Origin of the sequence: Cryobacterium sp. Hh11 (assembly GCF_004404045.1) — a bacterium.
Lineage (GTDB): Bacteria > Actinomycetota > Actinomycetes > Actinomycetales > Microbacteriaceae > Cryobacterium > Cryobacterium levicorallinum.
Window position 1 is genome coordinate 18,842 of record NZ_SOHF01000016.1, and the last position, 19,096, is coordinate 37,937.

Annotated in this window: 20 protein-coding genes; 15 read left to right on the top strand and 5 right to left on the bottom strand. The window is 65.5% G+C overall.

Going from position 1 to position 19,096, the window contains the following annotated elements:
- Nucleotides 1-29 precede the first annotated feature (29 nt).
- Genes E3T46_RS07270 through E3T46_RS07280 form a run of 3 tightly spaced genes read left to right on the top strand, consistent with a single transcriptional unit; the run spans nucleotide 30 to nucleotide 2,761 of the window.
- Nucleotides 30-590 (top strand): hypothetical protein, encoded by a 561-nt coding sequence (locus E3T46_RS07270; RefSeq protein WP_241980530.1) that lies wholly within the window; start codon nucleotides 30-32, stop codon nucleotides 588-590.
- A 5-nt stretch (nucleotides 591-595) separates the two neighbouring features.
- Nucleotides 596-2,278 carry an energy-dependent translational throttle protein EttA gene (gene ettA, locus E3T46_RS07275; RefSeq protein ID WP_134441430.1) on the top strand — a complete coding sequence of 561 codons (1,683 nt, stop codon included), beginning with the start codon at nucleotides 596-598 and terminating at the stop codon, nucleotides 2,276-2,278.
- 12 nt (nucleotides 2,279-2,290) lie between these two features.
- Nucleotides 2,291-2,761 (top strand): thioesterase family protein, encoded by a 471-nt coding sequence (locus E3T46_RS07280; RefSeq protein ID WP_134578024.1) that lies wholly within the window; start codon nucleotides 2,291-2,293, stop codon nucleotides 2,759-2,761.
- Nucleotides 2,762-2,799: 38 nt separating this feature from the next.
- Here the strand turns inward: E3T46_RS07280 and E3T46_RS07285 are convergent, their stop codons facing one another.
- Nucleotides 2,800-3,288: a Rieske (2Fe-2S) protein gene (locus E3T46_RS07285; protein ID WP_134578025.1), complete on the bottom strand. Its 489-nt coding sequence runs from the start codon at nucleotides 3,286-3,288 to the stop codon at nucleotides 2,800-2,802.
- A 141-nt stretch (nucleotides 3,289-3,429) separates the two neighbouring features.
- On the opposite strand from E3T46_RS07285, the gene E3T46_RS07290 reads away from it, so the two are divergent.
- A complete protein-coding gene (locus E3T46_RS07290; protein WP_134578026.1) occupies nucleotides 3,430-3,939 on the top strand; it encodes a sigma-70 family RNA polymerase sigma factor in 510 nt (169 codons plus the stop codon).
- On the top strand, nucleotides 3,936-4,646 hold the full coding sequence (locus E3T46_RS07295; RefSeq protein WP_134578027.1) for a zf-HC2 domain-containing protein: 711 nt from the start codon (nucleotides 3,936-3,938) through the stop codon (nucleotides 4,644-4,646). The genes E3T46_RS07290 and E3T46_RS07295 overlap by 4 nt, the downstream gene beginning before the upstream one ends.
- Nucleotides 4,647-4,654: 8 nt before the next feature.
- On the opposite strand, the gene E3T46_RS07300 is transcribed toward E3T46_RS07295, so the two are convergent.
- Nucleotides 4,655-5,530, bottom strand: coding sequence for an acyl-CoA thioesterase II (locus E3T46_RS07300; RefSeq protein ID WP_233195428.1), 876 nt, complete (start codon nucleotides 5,528-5,530; stop codon nucleotides 4,655-4,657).
- Nucleotides 5,531-5,598: 68 nt separating this feature from the next.
- On the opposite strand from E3T46_RS07300, the gene E3T46_RS07305 reads away from it, so the two are divergent.
- The 3 genes from E3T46_RS07305 (at nucleotide 5,599) to E3T46_RS07320 (ending at nucleotide 7,339) form a co-directional block, all read left to right on the top strand.
- Nucleotides 5,599-6,276 (top strand): hypothetical protein, encoded by a 678-nt coding sequence (locus tag E3T46_RS07305; RefSeq protein WP_104133071.1) that lies wholly within the window; start codon nucleotides 5,599-5,601, stop codon nucleotides 6,274-6,276.
- Between the two features lie 416 nt (nucleotides 6,277-6,692).
- Nucleotides 6,693-6,980, top strand: a complete 288-nt coding sequence (locus E3T46_RS07315) for a type II toxin-antitoxin system ParD family antitoxin (RefSeq protein WP_134578028.1) — start codon at nucleotides 6,693-6,695, stop codon at nucleotides 6,978-6,980.
- Complete coding sequence (locus E3T46_RS07320) at nucleotides 6,980-7,339, top strand: type II toxin-antitoxin system RelE/ParE family toxin (protein WP_134578029.1); 360 nt, start codon at nucleotides 6,980-6,982, stop codon at nucleotides 7,337-7,339. Before E3T46_RS07315 ends, E3T46_RS07320 begins: the two co-directional genes overlap by 1 nt.
- 46 nt (nucleotides 7,340-7,385) lie before the next feature.
- Here E3T46_RS07320 and E3T46_RS07325 read toward each other — a convergent pair whose 3' ends face one another.
- The gene (locus E3T46_RS07325) at nucleotides 7,386-7,793 is read right to left on the bottom strand and encodes an SRPBCC family protein (protein WP_134578030.1); all 408 of its coding nucleotides are present in this window, start codon (nucleotides 7,791-7,793) and stop codon (nucleotides 7,386-7,388) included.
- A 233-nt stretch (nucleotides 7,794-8,026) separates the two neighbouring features.
- Nucleotides 8,027-9,595 (bottom strand): PucR family transcriptional regulator, encoded by a 1,569-nt coding sequence (locus E3T46_RS07330; RefSeq protein ID WP_134578031.1) that lies wholly within the window; start codon nucleotides 9,593-9,595, stop codon nucleotides 8,027-8,029.
- A gap of 171 nt (nucleotides 9,596-9,766) precedes the next feature.
- On the opposite strand from E3T46_RS07330, the gene gabT reads away from it, so the two are divergent.
- The 6 genes from gabT (at nucleotide 9,767) to E3T46_RS07360 (ending at nucleotide 17,217) form a co-directional block, all read left to right on the top strand.
- Nucleotides 9,767-11,146, top strand: coding sequence for a 4-aminobutyrate--2-oxoglutarate transaminase (gene gabT / locus E3T46_RS07335; protein WP_134578032.1), 1,380 nt, complete (start codon nucleotides 9,767-9,769; stop codon nucleotides 11,144-11,146).
- The gene (locus E3T46_RS07340) at nucleotides 11,143-12,633 is read left to right on the top strand and encodes an NAD-dependent succinate-semialdehyde dehydrogenase (RefSeq protein WP_134578033.1); all 1,491 of its coding nucleotides are present in this window, start codon (nucleotides 11,143-11,145) and stop codon (nucleotides 12,631-12,633) included. Before gabT ends, E3T46_RS07340 begins: the two co-directional genes overlap by 4 nt.
- Nucleotides 12,634-12,655: 22 nt before the next feature.
- Nucleotides 12,656-14,017 carry an NAD(P)/FAD-dependent oxidoreductase gene (locus E3T46_RS07345; protein ID WP_134578034.1) on the top strand — a complete coding sequence of 454 codons (1,362 nt, stop codon included), beginning with the start codon at nucleotides 12,656-12,658 and terminating at the stop codon, nucleotides 14,015-14,017.
- Entirely contained in the window at nucleotides 14,014-14,922 is a 909-nt protein-coding gene (locus E3T46_RS07350; protein ID WP_134578035.1) for a universal stress protein, read from the top strand. Before E3T46_RS07345 ends, E3T46_RS07350 begins: the two co-directional genes overlap by 4 nt.
- A gap of 7 nt (nucleotides 14,923-14,929) precedes the next feature.
- On the top strand, nucleotides 14,930-16,480 hold the full coding sequence (locus E3T46_RS07355) for an APC family permease (protein WP_134578036.1): 1,551 nt from the start codon (nucleotides 14,930-14,932) through the stop codon (nucleotides 16,478-16,480).
- 89 nt (nucleotides 16,481-16,569) lie between these two features.
- The gene (locus tag E3T46_RS07360) at nucleotides 16,570-17,217 is read left to right on the top strand and encodes an NAD(P)H-dependent oxidoreductase (RefSeq protein ID WP_134578037.1); all 648 of its coding nucleotides are present in this window, start codon (nucleotides 16,570-16,572) and stop codon (nucleotides 17,215-17,217) included.
- A gap of 177 nt (nucleotides 17,218-17,394) precedes the next feature.
- Here E3T46_RS07360 and E3T46_RS07365 read toward each other — a convergent pair whose 3' ends face one another.
- Nucleotides 17,395-17,784: a hypothetical protein gene (locus E3T46_RS07365; RefSeq protein WP_134578038.1), complete on the bottom strand. Its 390-nt coding sequence runs from the start codon at nucleotides 17,782-17,784 to the stop codon at nucleotides 17,395-17,397.
- Between the two features lie 381 nt (nucleotides 17,785-18,165).
- Here E3T46_RS07365 and E3T46_RS07370 point away from each other — a divergent pair, with 381 nt between their 5' ends.
- The gene (locus E3T46_RS07370; RefSeq protein WP_134578039.1) at nucleotides 18,166-19,002 is read left to right on the top strand and encodes a DUF222 domain-containing protein; all 837 of its coding nucleotides are present in this window, start codon (nucleotides 18,166-18,168) and stop codon (nucleotides 19,000-19,002) included.
- The last annotated feature ends 94 nt before the right edge of the window (nucleotides 19,003-19,096 follow it).

Sequence of the window (19,096 nt, forward strand, 5' to 3'; positions counted from 1 at the left end):
CCACGCGCGTGGACCGGGGGAGGCAATACGTGAGCGTGGCAGAACCACAACCGCAGGATCAGTTCGTCGTGACTACGGCCGGTCGGCGCGCGGGCCGCTCGCGGTTCTCCCTGTCCGCCGTGGTCGCGGTGGGCGCTGTGCTGCTCCTCGGCGTCAGCCTCGCCGCGTGTACCGGTGTTCCCGCAGAGCCCGCCGCGACCACCGCTGTGTCCACTACGTCGGCGACACCGGACTCCTCGGCCATTCCAGCGCCCGACCCGGCACTGGTACCGACTGGAACCGCCGGGGAGAATCTGGTCTACTTCAACTTTCTGGCCGCGGCGGTAACCAAGGCCAACCCCGCTGCTGACGGCCGTGCCTACATCGACGCCCTCGTCGCCGGCGGGTTCGACCGCAGCGCGATGGAAGTGAGCTTCGACCGCACCCAGGCCGATCTCGTCGCCGACTCCGTACAATTCTCCGTGCGCTTCGCCGGCGAATGCCTGATCGGTCAAATCGGCCCGGCCAGCGACGGCTTCCACAGCGTGGTCGCGCCGATCCTCTCGACCGGTTTGTGTCTGGTTGGGTCCAGTCGACAAATAGACTGGTAGGTATTATGGCCGAATTTATTTACTCAATGGTCCGCGCTCGCAAGGCGATCGGTGAAAAGCTGATTCTTGACGACGTCACCATGTCCTTTTTCCCCGGTGCCAAGATTGGTGTGGTCGGCCCGAACGGCGCCGGAAAGTCCACCATTCTCAAGATCATGGCGGGTCTGGATACCCCCAGCAACGGCGAGGCGCGACTCTCCCCGGGCTACACCGTCGGCATCCTGATGCAGGAACCGCAGCTCGATGAGAGCAAGACCGTGCTCGAAAACGTGCAGGAGGGCGTCGGGCCGATCAAGGCCAAGGTCGACCGGTTCAATGAGATCAGCCTCGCTCTTGGCGAACCTGACGCCGACTTCGACACCCTGCTCGCCGAAATGGGCATTCTGCAGGAAGCGATCGATGCAGCGGATGCCTGGGACCTCGATTCCCAGCTCGAGCAGGCCATGGATGCCCTGCGCACCCCGCCGGGTGACTCGGAGGTCGCCAACCTCTCCGGTGGTGAGAAGCGCCGCGTAGCGCTGACCAAGCTGCTGCTGCAGAAGCCCGACCTGTTGCTGCTCGATGAGCCCACTAACCACCTCGACGCCGAGAGTGTCCTCTGGCTTGAGCAGCACCTCGCCAAGTATCCCGGCGCCGTGATCGCCGTCACCCACGACCGGTACTTCCTCGACCATGTTGCCGAGTGGATCGCCGAAATCGACCGCGGACACCTTTACCCCTACGAGGGCAATTACTCCACCTATCTCGAAAAGAAGCAGGAACGACTGCTCGTGCAGGGCAAGAAGGATGCGAAGTTGTCGCGCCGTCTCGCCGACGAGCTCGAGTGGGTGCGCTCCAACGCCAAGGGCCGTCAGGTGAAGTCGAAGGCCCGTCTGGCCCGCTACGAAGAGATGGTCACCGCCGCTGAGAGCACCCGCAAGCTGGACTTCGAAGAAATCGTGATTCCGGTCGGCCCGCGCCTCGGTGCCCAGGTCATCGACGCGACCAAGCTCGAAAAGGGCTTCGACGGGCGCATGCTCATCGACAATCTCAGCTTCACCCTGCCGCGCAACGGCATCGTCGGCATCATCGGCCCGAACGGTGTGGGAAAGACCACCCTGTTCAAGACCATCGTCGGCAAGGAACCGCTCGACGGCGGCGAGCTGAAAATCGGCGACACGGTCAACATTTCCTATGTCGACCAGGACCGTGGCGGCATCGATCCGAACAAGACCCTGTGGGAGGTCGTCTCCGACGGCCAGGACTACATTCAGGTCGGCAAGACCGAAATTCCCTCGCGCGCCTACGTCTCGACCTTTGGTTTCAAGGGCCCAGACCAGCAGAAGAAGGCCGGCGTGCTCTCCGGTGGCGAGCGCAACCGCCTGAACCTGGCTCTCACCCTGAAGCAGGGCGGAAACCTGCTGCTCCTCGACGAGCCCACTAACGACCTCGACGTCGAAACGCTGGGTTCGCTCGAGAACGCGCTGCTCGAGTTCCCCGGCTGCGCCGTGGTGATCACCCACGACCGGTGGTTCCTGGACCGGGTGGCCACGCACATCCTCTCGTATGAGGGAACCGACGACAACCCGGCCAACTGGTACTGGTTCGAGGGCAACTTCGAGTCCTACGAAGAGAATAAGATCGAGCGTCTCGGCCCCGACGCGGCCAAGCCGCACCGTTCCGCCTACCGCAAGCTCACTCGCGATTAGAAAGTCAAACAAGTGAAGCTGCACGTACCGATCCGTCTGCGCTGGTCCGACCTCGACGCCTACGGTCACGTCAACAACTCCGAGATGCTGCGCCTGCTGGAAGAGGCGCGCATCCTGGCCTTCTGGGTAACCGAAGACGACGGGGCGATCGGCGCGAGCACGGCCGTGCTCGACGGGCGTCCGGGAGCGGCGACCCTGACGCTGATCGCCCGGCAGGAGATCGAGTATCTGGCGCCGGTGCCCTACCTGCGTCAGCCGCTCGACGTGCGGCTCTGGCTCGGCAAGCTCGGTGGCGCGAGCCTCGACGTTTGCTATGAGGTGTACAGCCCCGAGGGGGTCACGCCGGAGATACTGTATGCGCGGGCGAACACGACCATCGTGCTCGTCGATGCGACGAGCGAACGCCCGCGCCGCATCAACGATACCGAACGCGCCGCCTGGACTCCCTACCTCGACGACCCGATCGAGTTTGCCCGCCGCTGAGCCAGCGCGGGCCATCGATCGCCGCGCCTGCCGGATCGTTAACCGGCCAGAACCGTGTCGCCAGCGACAGTGACGGTGACCCGGTCCAGTGCGCGTGGTGCCGGGCCGCCGAGCACTTCACCCGTGGCGAGGTCGTAGCGCGACTGGTGGCACGGGCAGTCGAATTCGGTGGCGGCGGGCTCCACCTTGCAGCCTTGATGCGTGCAGATCGCGCTGAAGGCGACGACCGTGCCTTCCGTCGGCTGGGCGAGCAGGATTGGTTGACCATCGAGGGTGGCCGCGATGCCACCGCCAACCGGGATATCGGCCAGTTTGGCGACCTCGGTCCCGGCGGGTGCCGTTTCCGCGCCGGCATCCGTGGCTGAACCGGTCGGATCGGTCGCGCTCTCGGTCTTGGTCGGGGACGCGTCCGTGGAGGCGGTATCGGTATCCGGGGTGCTGCTACAGGCAGCCAGGGCGACCGCTGCGGCGGCGCTTCCCCCCACCAGGATCATGCTTCGACGTGACAGGTTGATTGCCGGGGCCATGATTCTCCTTGAGGAACGTATTAATGGGTAGGTTGGCGCTGCTTCAGCTATCAACGAAGCTGCCGGTGGTTCGGTTCAGTGTTTCAGGACGTCAATTGAACCGCAATGGCCCCGGTTCCGTGTTAGCAGGGGAGGTAGGCCATGGCCGATGAGCGTGCCGAACTATTGCGTGCCCTCCACGACGAGCACGGGCCTATCCTGTGGCGCTATGTTGTGCGGCTGACCCACGACACCGCCCTCGCCGACGACGTGGTGCAGGAGACGCTGCTGCGCGCCTGGCGCCGGCCACGCCTGCTCGACCAGACCGAGGTGTCGGCCAGGGCGTGGCTGTTCACGGTGGCCCGAAACCTGGTGATCGACGACCGACGCTCGGCCCGCTCCCGACATGAGATGCCGACCGACCAGCTGCCCGAACTACCCACCGACGATCAGACCGACGCCCTGCTCGATGCCTGGCTGGTAGCGGATGCCCTCACGGACCTCTCGCTCGACCATCGGGCCGTCATCGTCTGCGCCTACTATCAAGGCCAGTCCGTCGCGGAGACTGCACGACACCTGGATATTCCCGAAGGAACCGTGAAATCCAGGCTGCACTATGGCCTGCGAGCCCTGCGTCTCGCACTGCAAGAGCGAGGAGTGACGGAACGATGAACACTCCTGCCGACCGGTACGCAGACTGGGACGGCGCCTACGTACTGGGCGCGCTTTCGCCGGGCGACCGGCGTGACTACGAACGACACCTGAACGACTGCGCCGCCTGCAGTCAGGCCGTCGCCCACCTCGCCGGGCTGCCCGGACTGCTCGCTCTGGTGCCACTGGATCAAGCGGCGCAGCTCGGTCACGCGACCGGTTCGGCAGTGGATTCCGGCACATCGCCGTCCGCCGAACTGCTGCCCCGGCTGTTGACGGCGGCACGGGTCCGCTCCCGGCGGGCCCGCCGGCGCACGGTGGGGGCCGTGCTTGCGGCCGCCGCGATCGCGGCATCCGCTGCCCTGGTGGTGCCCGGCTGGCTGGACCAGCGAGTCACCAGCGCCAGGGAACCGGCAGTGGCCATGACCGCCGTCGTTCCCAGTCCGCTCACCGCGAGCTTTCGCCTCACCGGCGAAAACTGGGGCACCCGCATCGACGCGAGCTGCAGTTACGCGAAGAGCGGCAACGACTTCGGCCCGCAGCCCTACGCCCTGTTCGTGACCGACACCGCCGGCGACGAGAGGCTGGTGGCGAGCTGGATTGCCGGCCCCGGCACCACGATCACCGCCGCGGGCACCACGAGTGTCGCCGAAGGCGATATCGCGAGCGTGGACATCCGGTGGATGCCCGACGAACGCGTGCTGCTGGAGTCCAAACCGAGCTGGTAGCTGCGGAACTATTCGAGGATTATGGGCACGCGCAACATGCCCTCCTGCGCCACGGTGGCCAGAAGCACGCCGTCGCGGCTGAAAATGCTGCCGGTGGCGAGGCCGCGACCGCCCTGCGCGCTCGGCGAATCCTGCACGTAGAGCAGCCATTCGTCGACCCGGCCGAAGCGGTGCCACCACATGGCGTGGTCGAGGCTCGCGACCTTAAGGCCCGGCGAGGCCCATGCGACGCCGTGCCGACGCAAGATCGGTTCCATGATCGAGTAGTCGCTCGCGTAGGCGAGCGCGGCGCGATGCACGTCGGGGTCGTCCGGCAGCGGCGAAAACGTCTTCATCCATACGGCCTGACGCGAGGTGTGCTCGCCATTGACTTTGAGGTAGATCGGAGAGGGAACGTGGCGCATATCGAAGGGGCGCTCGCTGGCCCAGTAGCGCGCCACCGAATGGTCGATGTGCGCGAGCGAATCGGATGCCGTCGGCAGGCTTTCCGGGTCGGGAATGTCTGCCGGCATCTCGATGTGGTGCTCCAGGCCTTCATCGGCGTCCTGGAACGAGGCAATCATCGACAGGATCGGCACACCGTCCTGATAGCACTGGGTGCGGCGGGTCGAAAACGAGCGTCCGTCGTGAATGCGTTCGACCGAAAAGGTGATCGGCTGATTGACATCACCGGGGCGCAGAAAATAGCCGTGCATCGAGTGCACATGGCGTTCATCGGGCACGGTTCGCATCGCGGCGACGAGGGACTGGGCCAGCACCTGCCCGCCGAAGACGCGACCGAGCGGCATCCACTGGGAAGGGCCGGTGAAGATGTCTTCGTTGGTGCGGGCTCCGGTGTCGGTCAGATCGAGAACAGCCAGAAGGCCTTCCATCGGCTTGTGCATGCTGTCTCCTCTGGCAAGTTTGCGTGCGCGGCCAACGGTTGTGGCGCATCTTGGTAGTTTAGAAGGTGATGAGCCAGTCATTCACTCTTACCGATTCCCAGTCCCTCAGCGATCTGATCGTGTTTCTGTCACGGTCCGGTCGCGTTCTCGATGGTTCCGTGCGCTTGATCGCATCGGAGGGGGTGATCGCGGTGTACACCGCGATCTTCTACCCGCGCGGCCTGCTCGATGTCAGCCCGACCGTGCTCGGCCTGCGCACCTTCGCGTTGACCACGCCGGTCGACCTCGACAAGGTCGTGCCGGTGCGTTCCCTGATCGAGCGCCTCAAACGGCTCGAATCGACGACCAGCGACCTGACCCTGCCGGTGACGGTGACCGTTCCCCTCGAGGTGAACACCGTGACCTGGGCCGGAATCTCGCCGCCCAAGGGGGGCTGGGACCGGCACGGGCAGACGACGGCCGCGCATCTCGAAGCCGCCGCCCGCGCCGGCATCGACGAGGTCGCTGCGGCGATTCCGGAAGGAACCGGCGAAATGATCGTCGAGCGGGTGCGCGCCGAAGTGTGGGGCCGTCAGGTCGATGGACTCGAATTCGTGCCGACCGGCGCCGGGTTTGCCGCGTTCAGCCTCGGCTTTCTCGCCGCCGACGAACCGGTGCAGCTCTACGAGTCGGGCCTGTGGACCCGCCTCAGCACGAGTCGCGGTCACGTTTTGGTGCGGCGCAAGCCCTGGACCCTCCAGCCGTAGCAACGATCGCCCCGGAGGCTTGTGCTGCTGGCCGTCTCGGTCGGGCGTCATGCTTCTCGGGGTCTTAATCGCGCCCTATCTCGTGGCCGGGCCAGCGGAGCGCTGCGATCTCATCTCCGTTGATGAACGGTAAGTGCGTGACAGGCTGCAAGACCGCTTGGACGAACGTGGACTTGCTTGCACCGTTGGGCCCAGCAAGGACATGGAGGACGGGTGAATTCACGCGGTCTTGTCGTTGGGGCTGCGAACGCCGGCGTTGCCTTGGCATCGTCTTCATGACGCACCTGAAGCACTCCGCTACAGGTTGCGACGACCGGTTGAATCCGCCGAACCTCTAGGGGACAGCTGCACTGTTCCGACTGTGAATCACCCTGTCGAGCCTCCGATGGCATAAATTGCCAATGGAGGTGGTCGATATGGCAACCAGGAATGTTGTCCTGAGTCACCATCAGCACGAGCTCGTCGAGTCACTGGTGAAGGCCGGGCGCTACCAGAACGCCAGCGAGGTGCTGCGAGACGGCCTTCGGCTCCTGGAACGTCAGGAACTGGAGAACGCGGCCAAGGTCGCCGCCCTCCGTAGTGCTGCTGAGACGGGTTGGTTAGATCTCGCCACCGGCCGCTATGACGACATCGCCGATGCGAACCTCGATAACTTCATCGGAGCGCTCGGTGACCGCGCAGCGCGGGCCAACGTCACCAGCTAATGGCGCAGTACCGCCTCACTCGCGTCATTCAGGCCGATATCGGCGCGATCCTTGCCTGGTCTGAAGAGGAATTCGGTAAAGATGCACGCAAACGCTACGAGGCACTGATCGCCACAGCCATCCGCGACGCGGTTTCGCGTACCGGGGATGTCGGGCCTATTGTCCGACCAGAATTGGGGGACGGCGTGTTCTCCTGGCATCTGGCGCAGAGTCGCGCCCGCACCCCTGGTAAGGCGATGAACCGACCGCGGCACTTTCTCATTTGTCGCCCGGACGGCGACGTGCTGGTTATCGTCCGGGTACTATATGACGCCATGGAGCCGCACCGGTACATTAATTCCCCCGACCCGTGGGACTAGCCACTCGCCGCGTCACTCCGATGTGACAGTCCTGCGGTTTGGCGCGCTACTCGCCGTCTTCTGCTCGGCGCTGCAGTCGATCGAGCCTCAAACCTGGCACAGTTTGAAAAGCACCGGCAAGCACGCGAAAGATGGCCCCACTGTGAGTGATGGTGTGGGCAACCTCAGTTTTTTGGTCGGCAACCGGCACGAGTTTCCAAGCGCCTGTTTCATGCGCCTGGAAGCCGTCCACGCGCCAGACGACGTTGTCGTCGGTTATCTGGTCGTAGGTGATCGTGGGAGAACCAGGCAGCTTGGCTCGAATCCGGTACGGCTTCCCGACCAACGCAAGGGAATCAACCGTTGTGACCGAAAAGATCGCGGGATTCCACTCCGGCAGTCGCCGAATATCGGCGAGAATGTTCACAATCCTCGTGCTCGTTGCGTTGATCATGCGACTGCCGCTGTATTCCATACTCGTTCCGTTCTCTCGCCCACAAGAAAGTCTTCAAGAACGGATGCCCGCGCTCCCCAGCCACAGACTATGGCACGGCACACGCAGCCAACCCTGCAGTGCCGGTCAAGTTGATCTACGTGAGCGATATCGTGGAGCAATGCTCCACCTGACGCCCACGACTGCCCAGGATCTCGACGAAGTGACCGAGTTCCTTCGACTCGCTGACCTGACGCTCAGTGGGCTCAATTCCCTCAGTCCCCTTCTCTCGTCGTCCGGCCGGTCTCGGTGGCAGAATCGGTGGCCAGCAGTGCCGCCCAGACGTCGGCGCGCGCCGGAAACGATCCCAGGTCGCGGGCGAGCAACAGTTCGGCGTGCAGAATACGGGCGCGCACCGTGTGCCGGTGCACCCCGAGCTGGTCGGCGGCGGCCCCGAACTGCCCGTTGCAGAGCAACCAGGCGTGCAGGGTGGCGAGTAGTTCCGTACCGTGGGTCTGGTCGTGGGCGAGGACCGGGGCGAGCGTAGTCAGGCCGACCTCGCGGGCATCCGTTCTGGCCAGCAGCGCGAGCACGCCCTGCCGCGCGACGACGTCAAAGCCGGTCACGCCTATGGCGCCCTCCCGCGCCCGGGCGAGTGCCTGCTGGGCTTGGTCGAGGCCCCGCGGCAGCTGGCGATACTCGGTTGGCTCCGAGAGGCCGGCGTGCAACTCAAACAGCGTGCACAGGTCCGAGAGGATGCCGTCGGCCACCCGGTCCAGACAGAGCACGATGGTGTCCTCCTGTCGGGCGAAGAACAGTTGCCCTGGAGAGTCCTCGACGCGCAGCTCCAGGTACTCCGTGATGGCGTCGCGGCGCGCGGCCGGCGCGTCAACGACCGCGACCAGCACCGGCCCGACCGGAAGTGCACCCCACATCTGCCGGGAAATCTGATCTACCAGTTTCTGGTCACCGCCGAGCAGGGTGTGCATCAGCCCGGAGCGCAGCAGCCCCTGCGCGCGATCGAGGGCGTTGTTCTGCTCGAGGGCGAGACCGGCGAGGGCGATCACGCTCGTAACGACCTCGGTGCTTGCCTGGTCGAGGGCACGCGGCCCGCCCAACGCGAGCACGCCGCGCAGGTGGTCGTGCCCGCCGAGGGTCTGCAGGGACAGCGTCTCGCCGCCGGCCTCGACGCTGCTGCTCGATCGCTGGCCGCGCCCGAGCAGGCGGCGGGCCTCGTGCTGCACGGTCGCGCGGGTGTCGGGGGCTGCGCTGAACGTCTCGCGAGGAAACACCCGATCGAGGGTGCCGCTCGCGTCGAACAGCGCGACCCAGTGGCCGAGCTGGTTCGACAGCTCGGCGAGGGTCGCGCTCAAACCGTCGGGGCGGAGTGCGGCGAGCGCGATCGCACGCTGTGCCCGCAACGCCCAGGTCGCCCCGGCGTAGCGATCCTCGGCGACGAGGTCGCCGGCCGCTCGCGCCACGGCAATGAACGGTGTGCGATACGGCACCTCGAACAGGGGAAGGCCGAGCGATTGGCAGGCGGCGAGCAGCCCCTCCGGGGTGCCGTTGCGAATGACCTCGGTACCGAAACCGAGCGCGGTGAGGCCCCGGTCGCGCAAGCGCTGCACATAGCGGCGGTAGTCGGCATCCGCTTTCGGATCGGTGCCGAACTGGGTGCCGGTGGTGAGCAGCACCTGGTCGGCGGACAGAAAGGGGGTGGGGTCGACGAGATCGGAGCTGTGTACCCACTCCACCGGTGCATCGAGCGCGACCGGTTCGGCGATGCCGAGCAGAGTCAGACCGAGCTGGGGATCAGCGAGCAGGCGGCGCAGTGTGGGGAGCATGGGAGGCCTTATACAGGTTGGAGAGCTTGGTGGCCCCAACTATACAACCTGGCTATGTTGCGGCGGCCCGGTGTTGCCTAGCATTGCTCCGTGCCGGAAGTGGCACAGTGCTCCCATGGCACAGCGGTATTCTGCCGCACTGCCGCCCGTCGTTTTGGATCGGAAACTCTGATGACCCTCCTGGATACCCCTCGCCCCACCAGCACACCGGTTGGTGGCCCCCAGCTGGCGCAGGAACGCAAGCTCGTCACGAGCATCCCCGGCCCGAAATCACGCGCGCTGAGCCAACGCAAGGCCCAGGCCGTGTCGGCCGGCGTCGGGATCACGCTGCCGGTGTACGTGGTGGCCGCCGGCGGGGGCGTTGTCGTCGACGTCGATGGCAACTCGCTCATCGACCTGGGATCCGGCATCGCCGTGACCGGCGTTGGTAACAGCGCGCCGCGCGTGGTGGCGGCCGTCGCCGCGCAGCTGGCCCAGTTCACCCACACCTGTTTCACCGTGGCGCCCTACGACTCCTACATCGAGGTTGCCGAAGCCCTGAACCGCCTCACCCCCGGTGACCATGAGAAGCGCAGCGTGTTGTTCAACTCCGGCGCCGAAGCGGTGGAGAACGCCGTCAAGATCGCTCGCCATTTCACCGGAAGGCAGGCCGTCGTCGCCTTCGACCATGCCTATCACGGCCGCACCAACCTCACGATGGGGCTGACCGCCAAGAACCAGCCGTACAAGAACGGTTTTGGCCCTTTCGCTCCCGAGGTGTACCGAGCGCCCATGTCGTACCCGTTGCGCGATGGCGGCCTGGACGGCGTCGTAGCGGCGAACCGGGCCATCTCGCAGATTGAGAAGCAGATCGGCGCGAGCAACCTCGCCGCCATCATCATCGAACCCATTCAGGGCGAGGGTGGCTTCATCGTTCCAGCTCAGGGATTCCTGGCCACTCTGCTGGCCTGGTGCCACGCCAACGAAGTCATCTTCATCGCTGACGAAATTCAGACCGGCTTCGCCCGCACCGGCCACATGTTCGCCTGTGAACACGAGGGCATCGTGCCCGACCTGATCTGCACCGCGAAGGGGATCGCCGGCGGCCTGCCACTGTCGGCGGTTACCGGGCGCGCCGACATCATGGATTCGCCCCAGGCCGGCGGCCTCGGCGGCACCTACGGCGGCAACCCGCTCGCCTGCGCCGCAGCGCTCGCCACCATCGACACCTACGAGAACGACCACCTGGTTGAACGAGCCGTCGCTATCGGAGCCATCCTGAACGAGCGGCTCGGTGCGCTCGCCGCCGCCGACCCGCGCATTATCGAGGTGCGGGGCCGCGGCGCCATGATCGCCATCGAACTCGTCGACCCCGCCACGGGGGAACCGGACGCCGCCCTGACCGGTCGGGTCATCGCCGCCGCCCACGCCCAGGGCGTCATCCTGCTGGGCTGCGGAACGTACGGCAACGTCATCCGCTTTCTGCCGCCGCTCAGCATTCCGGACCATCTGCTGCTCGAGGGCCTGCAGGTTATCGCCGACGCACTGGCTGAGACACTGGCCGTCGCATGAGCGCCGTGACCCTCACCGGCCAGCCGGCAACGCAGGGCAGCGCAGAGCTGCTGGCCCGCGTGCCCGACCAGCTGTACATCAACGGCCAGTGGGTGAACGGGACCGGGGAGCCGTTTGCGGTGACTGACCCGGCGACCGGGCAGGTTCTCAAACAGATTCAAAACGCATCCGTCGCCGATGGTGCCCGAGCCCTCGACGCAGCGGTTGCCGCAGCGGATGCCTGGGCAGCGACCCCGGCACGGGTGCGCGCGGAGATTCTGCGCCGCGCCTTCGACCTGCTGCAGGAGCGTCGGGAAGATTTCGCCACGCTCATGACGCTCGAAATGGGCAAGCCGATCGCCGAGGCCAATGGTGAAGTGACCTACGGCGGAGAGTTTCTGCGCTGGTTCAGCGAGGAAGCCGTGCGTGTCAGCGGCCGGTACGGTGCCAACCCGGAGGGCACCGGCACGATGGTCGTCACCCAGCGGCCGGTGGGCCCGTGCTACCTGATTACGCCGTGGAACTTTCCGCTCGCCATGGCCACTCGCAAGATTGCCCCGGCGCTCGCCGCTGGCTGTACCGTGGTCGTGAAACCGGCCGAGCTGACCCCGCTGACCACGCTGCTGTTCGTGCAGTTGTTAGCGGATGCCGGCGTGCCGGCCGGCGTGGTGAACGTCATTACGACGACCCGGTCGCAGGCGGTGTCGGCCCCGATCATCGCCGACCCCCGGTTGCGCAAGCTCAGCTTCACCGGGTCGACCGGCGTCGGGCGTGCCCTGATCGCCCAGGCTGCCCAGAACGTGCTGCGCACCTCGATGGAACTCGGCGGCAATGCCCCCTTCGTGGTGTTCGCCGATGCCGACCTCGAGCAGTCCGTCACCGGCGCCATGCTCGCGAAGTTCCGCAACACCGGCCAGGCCTGCACGGCCGCCAACCGGTTCATCGTGCACGCGTCTGTGGCCGATGAGTTCGCCCGTCGACTGACCGAGCGGGTCAATGCTCTCGTGTCGGGACCCGGCATCGATCCCACGGTGAACTTCGGGCCGCTCGTGACCGAGGCAGCCGTCGATAACGTGGCTGCCCTCGTGCAGGACGCCCTCGCGCGCGGCGCGACGCTGCTCACCGGCGGCATCCGCTCAGAGGGGCCCGGCTCGTTCTACGCCCCCACTGTGCTGACCGGAGTGAGCGCCGACAGCCGCCTCGTGCGCGAGGAAATCTTCGGACCGGTCGTCGGCATTCAAACCTTCGAAACAGACGAAGAGGCCATTGAAATGGCAAATGACACCGAATATGGTCTGATCAGTTACGTATTTACTACCGATATCGCTCGTGGGCACCGTATGATCGACTGTATAGACACCGGCATGATGGGTCTGAATACCGGCCTGGTTTCCAATGCCGCAGCACCATTCGGCGGAGTGAAACAGTCCGGGCTCGGTCGTGAGGGCGGCCTCGAAGGCATCCATGAATACCTCTCGACCAAGTACACCCTCCTTCCCTCCTCATAACTCAGTCAACCCAGGAGCAACCATGACCACGATTGATCGTGACGTCGTCATAATCGGCGCCGGGGCATCCGGTCTCACCGCCGCCACGGCATTGCAGAAGGCCGGCCTCAGTGTGGCGGTGCTCGAAGCCCGCGATCGGGTCGGCGGGCGGCTGTGGACCGATGAGATCGAGGGCGCCATGCTCGAGATCGGCGGCCAGTGGGTCTCGCCCGACCAGCACGCCCTCAAGACCACCCTGGCCGAGTTGGGCCTCAAGACCTACCCGCGCTACCGGGCTGGCCGCAACGTGTACATCAACGGTTCCGGCGTGGTCAGCCGGTTCGACGGTGAGATATTTCCGGTTCCGGCCGGCACCGAGGCACAGATCCTTGGCCTGATCGACAAACTCGACGCCCTCGTGGCCGAGATCGACCCGGATTCCCCGTGGGCGCATCCGCTCGCCAAAGAACTGGACGAGGTATCGTTCAGCCGCTGGCTCGAGGCCCAGACCGACGATCAGGAGGCCCGCGACAACATCGGCATGTTCATTGCCGGGGCCATGCTCACCAAGCCCGCGCACGCCTTCTCCGCGTTGCAGGCGCTGCTCATGGCGGCCAGCGCCGGATCGTTCAGCAACCTCGTGGACGCCGACTTCATTCTCGACGAGCGGGTGGTCGGCGGGCTGCAGCAGGTTCCGCTGCTGCTGGCCGAGAAGCTTGGCGGCGATGTCTATCTCGGGCAGCCGGTGCGCAGCCTGGCCTGGGAGGAGGACGGAGTCATCGTCGTTGCCGACGGTATGACGGTCACCGCCCGGCACGCGATTGTGGCGGTTCCGCCGCCCCTGATCAGCCGGATCAGCTTCGACCCGCCCCTGCCGCGCCGCCAGCAGCAGCTGCATCAGCACCTTTCCATGGGTTTCGTGATCAAGGTACACGCCGTCTACGAGACGCCGTTCTGGCGCGCTGACGATCTCTCGGGCACCGCTTTCAGCCCGTACGAGCTCGTGCACGAGGCCTACGACAACACCAACTTCGAAGACCCGCGTGGCACCCTGGTCGGTTTCGTTTCCGACGAAGAAGCGGATTCCGTGTTCGCGCTGTCGGCCGACGAGCGGAAGGCTCGCATTCTCGAGTCGCTCTCGCACTACTACGGCGAGCAGGCGCTGCACCCGGTCGTCTACTACGAAAGCGACTGGGGCTCCGAGGAATGGACGCGCGGCGCCTACGCGGCGAGCTTCGATATGGGCGGACTAGCCCGGTACGGCGCCGAACTGCGCAGTCCCGTCGGCCCGATCTCGTTCTCCTGCAGCGACATGGCCGGCAAGGGCTACCAACACGTTGACGGCGCGATCCGGGTCGGGCAGGAGACCGCCGCGGCGATCCTTGCCACGCGCGTGGTCGCTTGAGGTTTCTGGTCGGCTACACGGCGACCCCGGCGGGAGCGGATGCCCTCGCCCTCGGCGTGCGTCTTGCCCGCGCGCCCGGCGCCGAACTCGACGTGGTCCTCGTTCTCAATGCGGGGGACCGGGCGACGCTCACCCCCACCGATCCCGGCTACGACCGGCTGCTACTCGAGACGGCCGAGGGCTGGCTGGCCGAAGCGCTCACCCTGGTACCCGCCGGAATTTCGGTGCGCACCCACCTCGAACACGCCGATTCCTTCACCCAGGGGCTGCTCGCCGCCGCCGCTCGGCTGCAGGCGAACCTGATCGTCGTCGGCGCGGCAACCCACGGCCTGCTCGGCCGCTTCGCGATCGGCAGCGTCGCGGGCGGCCTGCTGCACTCCTCCCACGTGCCCGTGGCGCTCGCCCCCGAAGGCACCCGGGTGATGGGTACCGACGAGCCGATCCGCCGGGTCACCTGCGCGGTCGGCACCAAGGCTGGAGCCGACGGACTACTGACGGCCGGCATCCTTTTGGCGCGCACAGTGGATGCCCCGCTGCGGTTGGTTTCCCTCGTCGCGATCGATCGTCCCGGCGCCGACGAACAGACGATCGTGTTGGCCGCCGACCATGCCCAAGCAGTGCTCGACTACGCCACCGACCACCTGATGGACGGGCTGGAGGTGACCGCCAGCGTCGCCTCCGGCAGCAGCATCGAGCACGCCGTGCGCGGCCTGCCCTGGGACCCGACCGAGGTCTGCCTGGTCGGCTCCAGCCGACTGGCTCAGCCCCATCGCCTCTTTCTGGGTTCCATCGCGGCCAAGATGCTGCGCGAACTGCCGGTGCCCCTGATTGTGGTGCCCCGTGATTTCACAGTGCTGTCCGATGCCACAGTGACGCCCGAATTCACCGTGACGGTGGGGAAGTAAATACAACATGACGCTACAAATCAACGCCAGTGAAGCCGTTGAAAAACCGACGGGGGGAATCTCCAAGAAGGGGCTGAGCGCTGGCTCGGTCGGACTGGTCGGCGCCGTCATTATCGGCATCTCCTGCATCGCTCCGGCCTACACGCTCACCGGCGCCCTCGGCCCGACCGTCGCTGAAGTCGGTTTGCAGCTGCCGGCGATCTTCCTCGCCGGGTTCATTCCGATGCTGCTGGTCGCCCTCGGTTACCGCGAGCTGAACAAGGCCATGCCGGACAGCGGCACCTCGTTCACCTGGGCGACGCGGGCATTCGGGCCATGGATCGGCTGGATGGCCGGCTGGGGACTTATCGCCGCAACCGTGGTCGTGCTGAGCAACCTCGCCGGAATCGCCGTCGACTTCTTCTATCTGATGCTCTCGCAGATCTTCGGTAACAGCGCCGAGATCGCGGGGCTCGCCGGAAACCCGCTCATCAACGTCGGAACCTGCCTGGTGTTCATTCTGATCGCAACCTGGATTAGCTACCGGGACATGCAGACCACCCAGAAGGTGCAGTACTGGTTGGTCGGCTTTCAGCTGATCGTGCTGGTCGGATTCGGCATCATGGCCTTCGTGCACATCGCCAATGGCACCGCGTTCGACCCGACGCCGGTCTCGCTGTCGTGGTTCAACCCCTTCGCTGTCACCACGTTCTCCGCCTTTGCGGCCGGCCTGAGCCTGTCGATCTTCATCTTCTGGGGCTGGGACGTCACGCTGACCATGTCCGAGGAGACCAAGGGCTCGCGCTCGACTCCCGGCCGGGCTGCCACGCTCACCGTGATCATCGTCATGGTGCTCTACCTCTTCGTCGCTATAGCTGCCATCTCGTTTGCCGGTGTCGGCGGTGTGGGCGTTGGCCTCGGCAACCCGGAAATTCAGGGCAATGTGTTCTTCGCGCTGGCCGGCCCGGCACTGGGCCCGTTCGCCGTGCTCATGTCGATTGCCGTACTCTCCAGCTCGGCCGCCTCCCTGCAGTCCACCTTTGTCTCCCCTGCGCGCACCCTGCTCGCCATGGGCCACTACGGCGCATTGCCGCCGGCCTACGCGAAGGTCAGCCCGCGCTTCTTCACTCCCGGATACGCCACCATCGCCTCCGCTGTCGTTGCCGCTGGCTTCTACACGATCATGCGTTTCGTCAGCGAAGATGTGCTCTGGGACACCATTACGACCCTCGGCATGATGATCTGCTTCTACTACGGTCTGACCGCGTTCGCCTGCGTCTGGTATTTTCGCCGGCAGTGGTTCGCCACCGTGCGCAACGCCTTCTTCACCTTCTTGTTTCCCCTGGTCGGCGGTATCATCCTGGCGGTGCTGTTCTGCACCACCCTGGTCGACAGCATGGACCCGAACTACGGCAGCGGCTCCGAGATCTTCGGGCTGGGTCTGGTCTTCGTGCTCGGCATGGCTATTTTGCTGATCGGTGTTGTCATCATGATCGTGCAGTCGCGGGTACGTCCGGCGTTCTTCCGCGGCGAAACGCTCAGCCTGGCTGCGCCGCGCTTCGGCGAGCGGGAGGAATAGGCGCGCTGCGGAATCCGCTGAGTGATAGCGGATGCCGCAACGACGACGGCGACACAAGTGGGCACGCTCGCTGCCTCTAGGCTGTGGGAATGCCCATACTGTTGCAGCTTGACTCGTCCGCAGACCTCGTGACTTCGCGGTCGCGGGCGATCACGGCGACCTTCGCCGATACCTGGCGCAGTCTCGGCGCCGACCACACCGTCGTTCACCGTGACCTGCACCGCGAACCGCTGCCCCACCTGACGGATGCCGCGCTGCACTTTCCGCCCCGGCTACGCCCCGCGGGTGCGAACCCGAGTGCGGAGCAGGAGGCCCTGCAGCAGGTTCTGATCTCGGAACTGGTCGCCGCTGACGTGCTGCTGATCGGCGTTCCGCTGTACAACTACTCGATGCCGTCGACCTTGAAAGCGTGGATCGATTACATCCACCTGCCATCGGTGACCGCTCCGTTCGACGACCCAGCCAGCCAGCAGCCACTGGCCGGTCGCCCGGCCGTGCTCGTTTCGACTCGCGGCGGGGTTTACGACGCGGGAACATCCACGGAATTCGACGATCACGCACTGCCCGCGCTCAGCCTGATTCTGGCGGACGCACTGGGAATGACAGTGGAAACGATCGTGGCCACCCGCACGCTGAGCGAACGTTTCGGCGCCCCCGCCGACGAGGTTGCCAAGCAGCACCAGGAACTGGCCGCGGCGCACGAGTCCGCTGCCCAGACCGCTCGCCGGCTGGGCTGACCCGCGCTTGATCGGCCGATCGCCGCGTTGGTTGGAACGCCTACTTCAGTGCAGAGCGGATGCGACGTGCCGGGCCAGCTCCAGTACCTGGTCCCGGTCGGCTGCTTCAACCGGCCGTTGGCCGTTGATGAACGTGCCGAGTCGCACCCAGTCATCGTCGACGACGAAGTCGACCGATCAGGCCGAGACCGTGCCGACCGGGGATAGGAGGTAGGCCGGTTCGGTGACTCCCGCGACGCTTACCGCGTCATGGTTCGTCCATACCCCGCTCTGCACCTGGGCCGGATCAAAGGCCCACGCACCGTGCGGCAGCATCTCCAGGTTGGCGAGGGACGCGGCCGAACCGGCCGGCCCCACGATGCAGCGAGTCACACCAGCGAGTGTTGCCGCTCCCGTCATGACGCCCCAACCACCGCTGTTGTGGGTGGTGTGCACGGGCAGCTCGGCTGCTGGTGTTGTCGACGGAGCTGTCGACGGCTCCGAGACAGGTGGCGTCGTCGGGCTCGCACACCCCGTCAATGTAAGGATCAAGGCAACGGTGATCGGCACGGCAGTGTTTTTCCCCATGCTGGCAATGTACCAACACGCGCGGATCTGCCACCATTCCGTCTGTGTCTCAGGGTGCCGGCGGTCGACAACTAATCAGCTCAGCGACGACGACCGTCGCGGTCGAGCATGGGCGAGGGGGAATTGGCCAAGCGCTGTTGCGCGGAGCCGTGAGCGGGCGCAGAGACTGGCGCGCATTTGATGACAAGAAATCAATTATTACTTCGAAGTAGGACGACCGTTGCGGCAGTAATTCGTGCGTGAGAGTCGCCGTCTTATGCAGCGGAAATGACCGTGATGTTGACTAAGCCGGAACAGTCTGTCAATTTTTACTCTCTAGAATATTTATGAGTTTCTCTCGCTTTTGTGTTCGATTTGGGGTAGAATCATGGGGAGGAGGCAATGGCGCCCATGTTCATGGAAAACCCAAGTGAGTCGAGTGTGAACCCCGTGATTGTGGCGGTGGAGCAGGCGCGGGAGGTGTTGTTGGCGGCGTTGGGTGGGCTGTCCTTCGGGTCGCTCGGTGATGAAGAGTCCTTGAGCATGCTGCTCGTGCTGGAGGGTGTGGGCCGGGTTGTTGATGGGGCCCGGGTGCTGTCGACGACGGATGTGCTCCGTCGTTCCGAGTACTTTGATGCGTCCGTGGCGAAGAAGGCCGCCGTGAAAACGGCCCAGCAGACCGAGGTGGAAGCGGCGGGCGCGGTGTCTCTGGCGCGTCGGCTGGGCTGCCGTAGCGGCCTCGTGTTGGTCTCGACCCTGGCCCGGTTGTCGCGCAGTGAGGTGCGGCAGCGTGCGTCGCTGGGTAAGGCTGCGGGTGAGCGGATGCTGCTCGGTCGGCCCCTGACACCGACCTATCCCGTCGTCGGCGAAGCCTTGCAGGGCGGGTCGCTTGGAGTGGAGCAGGCCCGGGTGATCGTGTCCGTTCTCGACGGCTTGCGCCCCTCGGTTCTGGTTGATGACCTCGACCGGGTCGAACGCTCTCTCGTGGCGAGTGGGTCCGGTGCGATCACGCCCGAGACCGAGGGGCTTCCGGGTGCGGGGATTGCGTTTGCGCCGGAGTTGCTGCGCCAGCAGGGCATTGCGTGGCAGGCGCGCCTTGCGCCCGATGGGTCCGCGCCTGGTGAGGCGGCGGTGGAACGGCGCAGCTGGCTCTCGTTTGGTGGGCTGGCGAACGGGGGCTACAGCCTGAATGGCTGGCTGAGCACCCTCGACCGCGAGCCTGTCAAATCTTTTGTGTAAGTGTTGGGAATTGGTTAGAGGTGGGGGTTGATTCGGTCGGGGTAAATCATCACGAGCTGGCTGAGGGCTTGCTTCCAATTCGTGGTGACTTGGC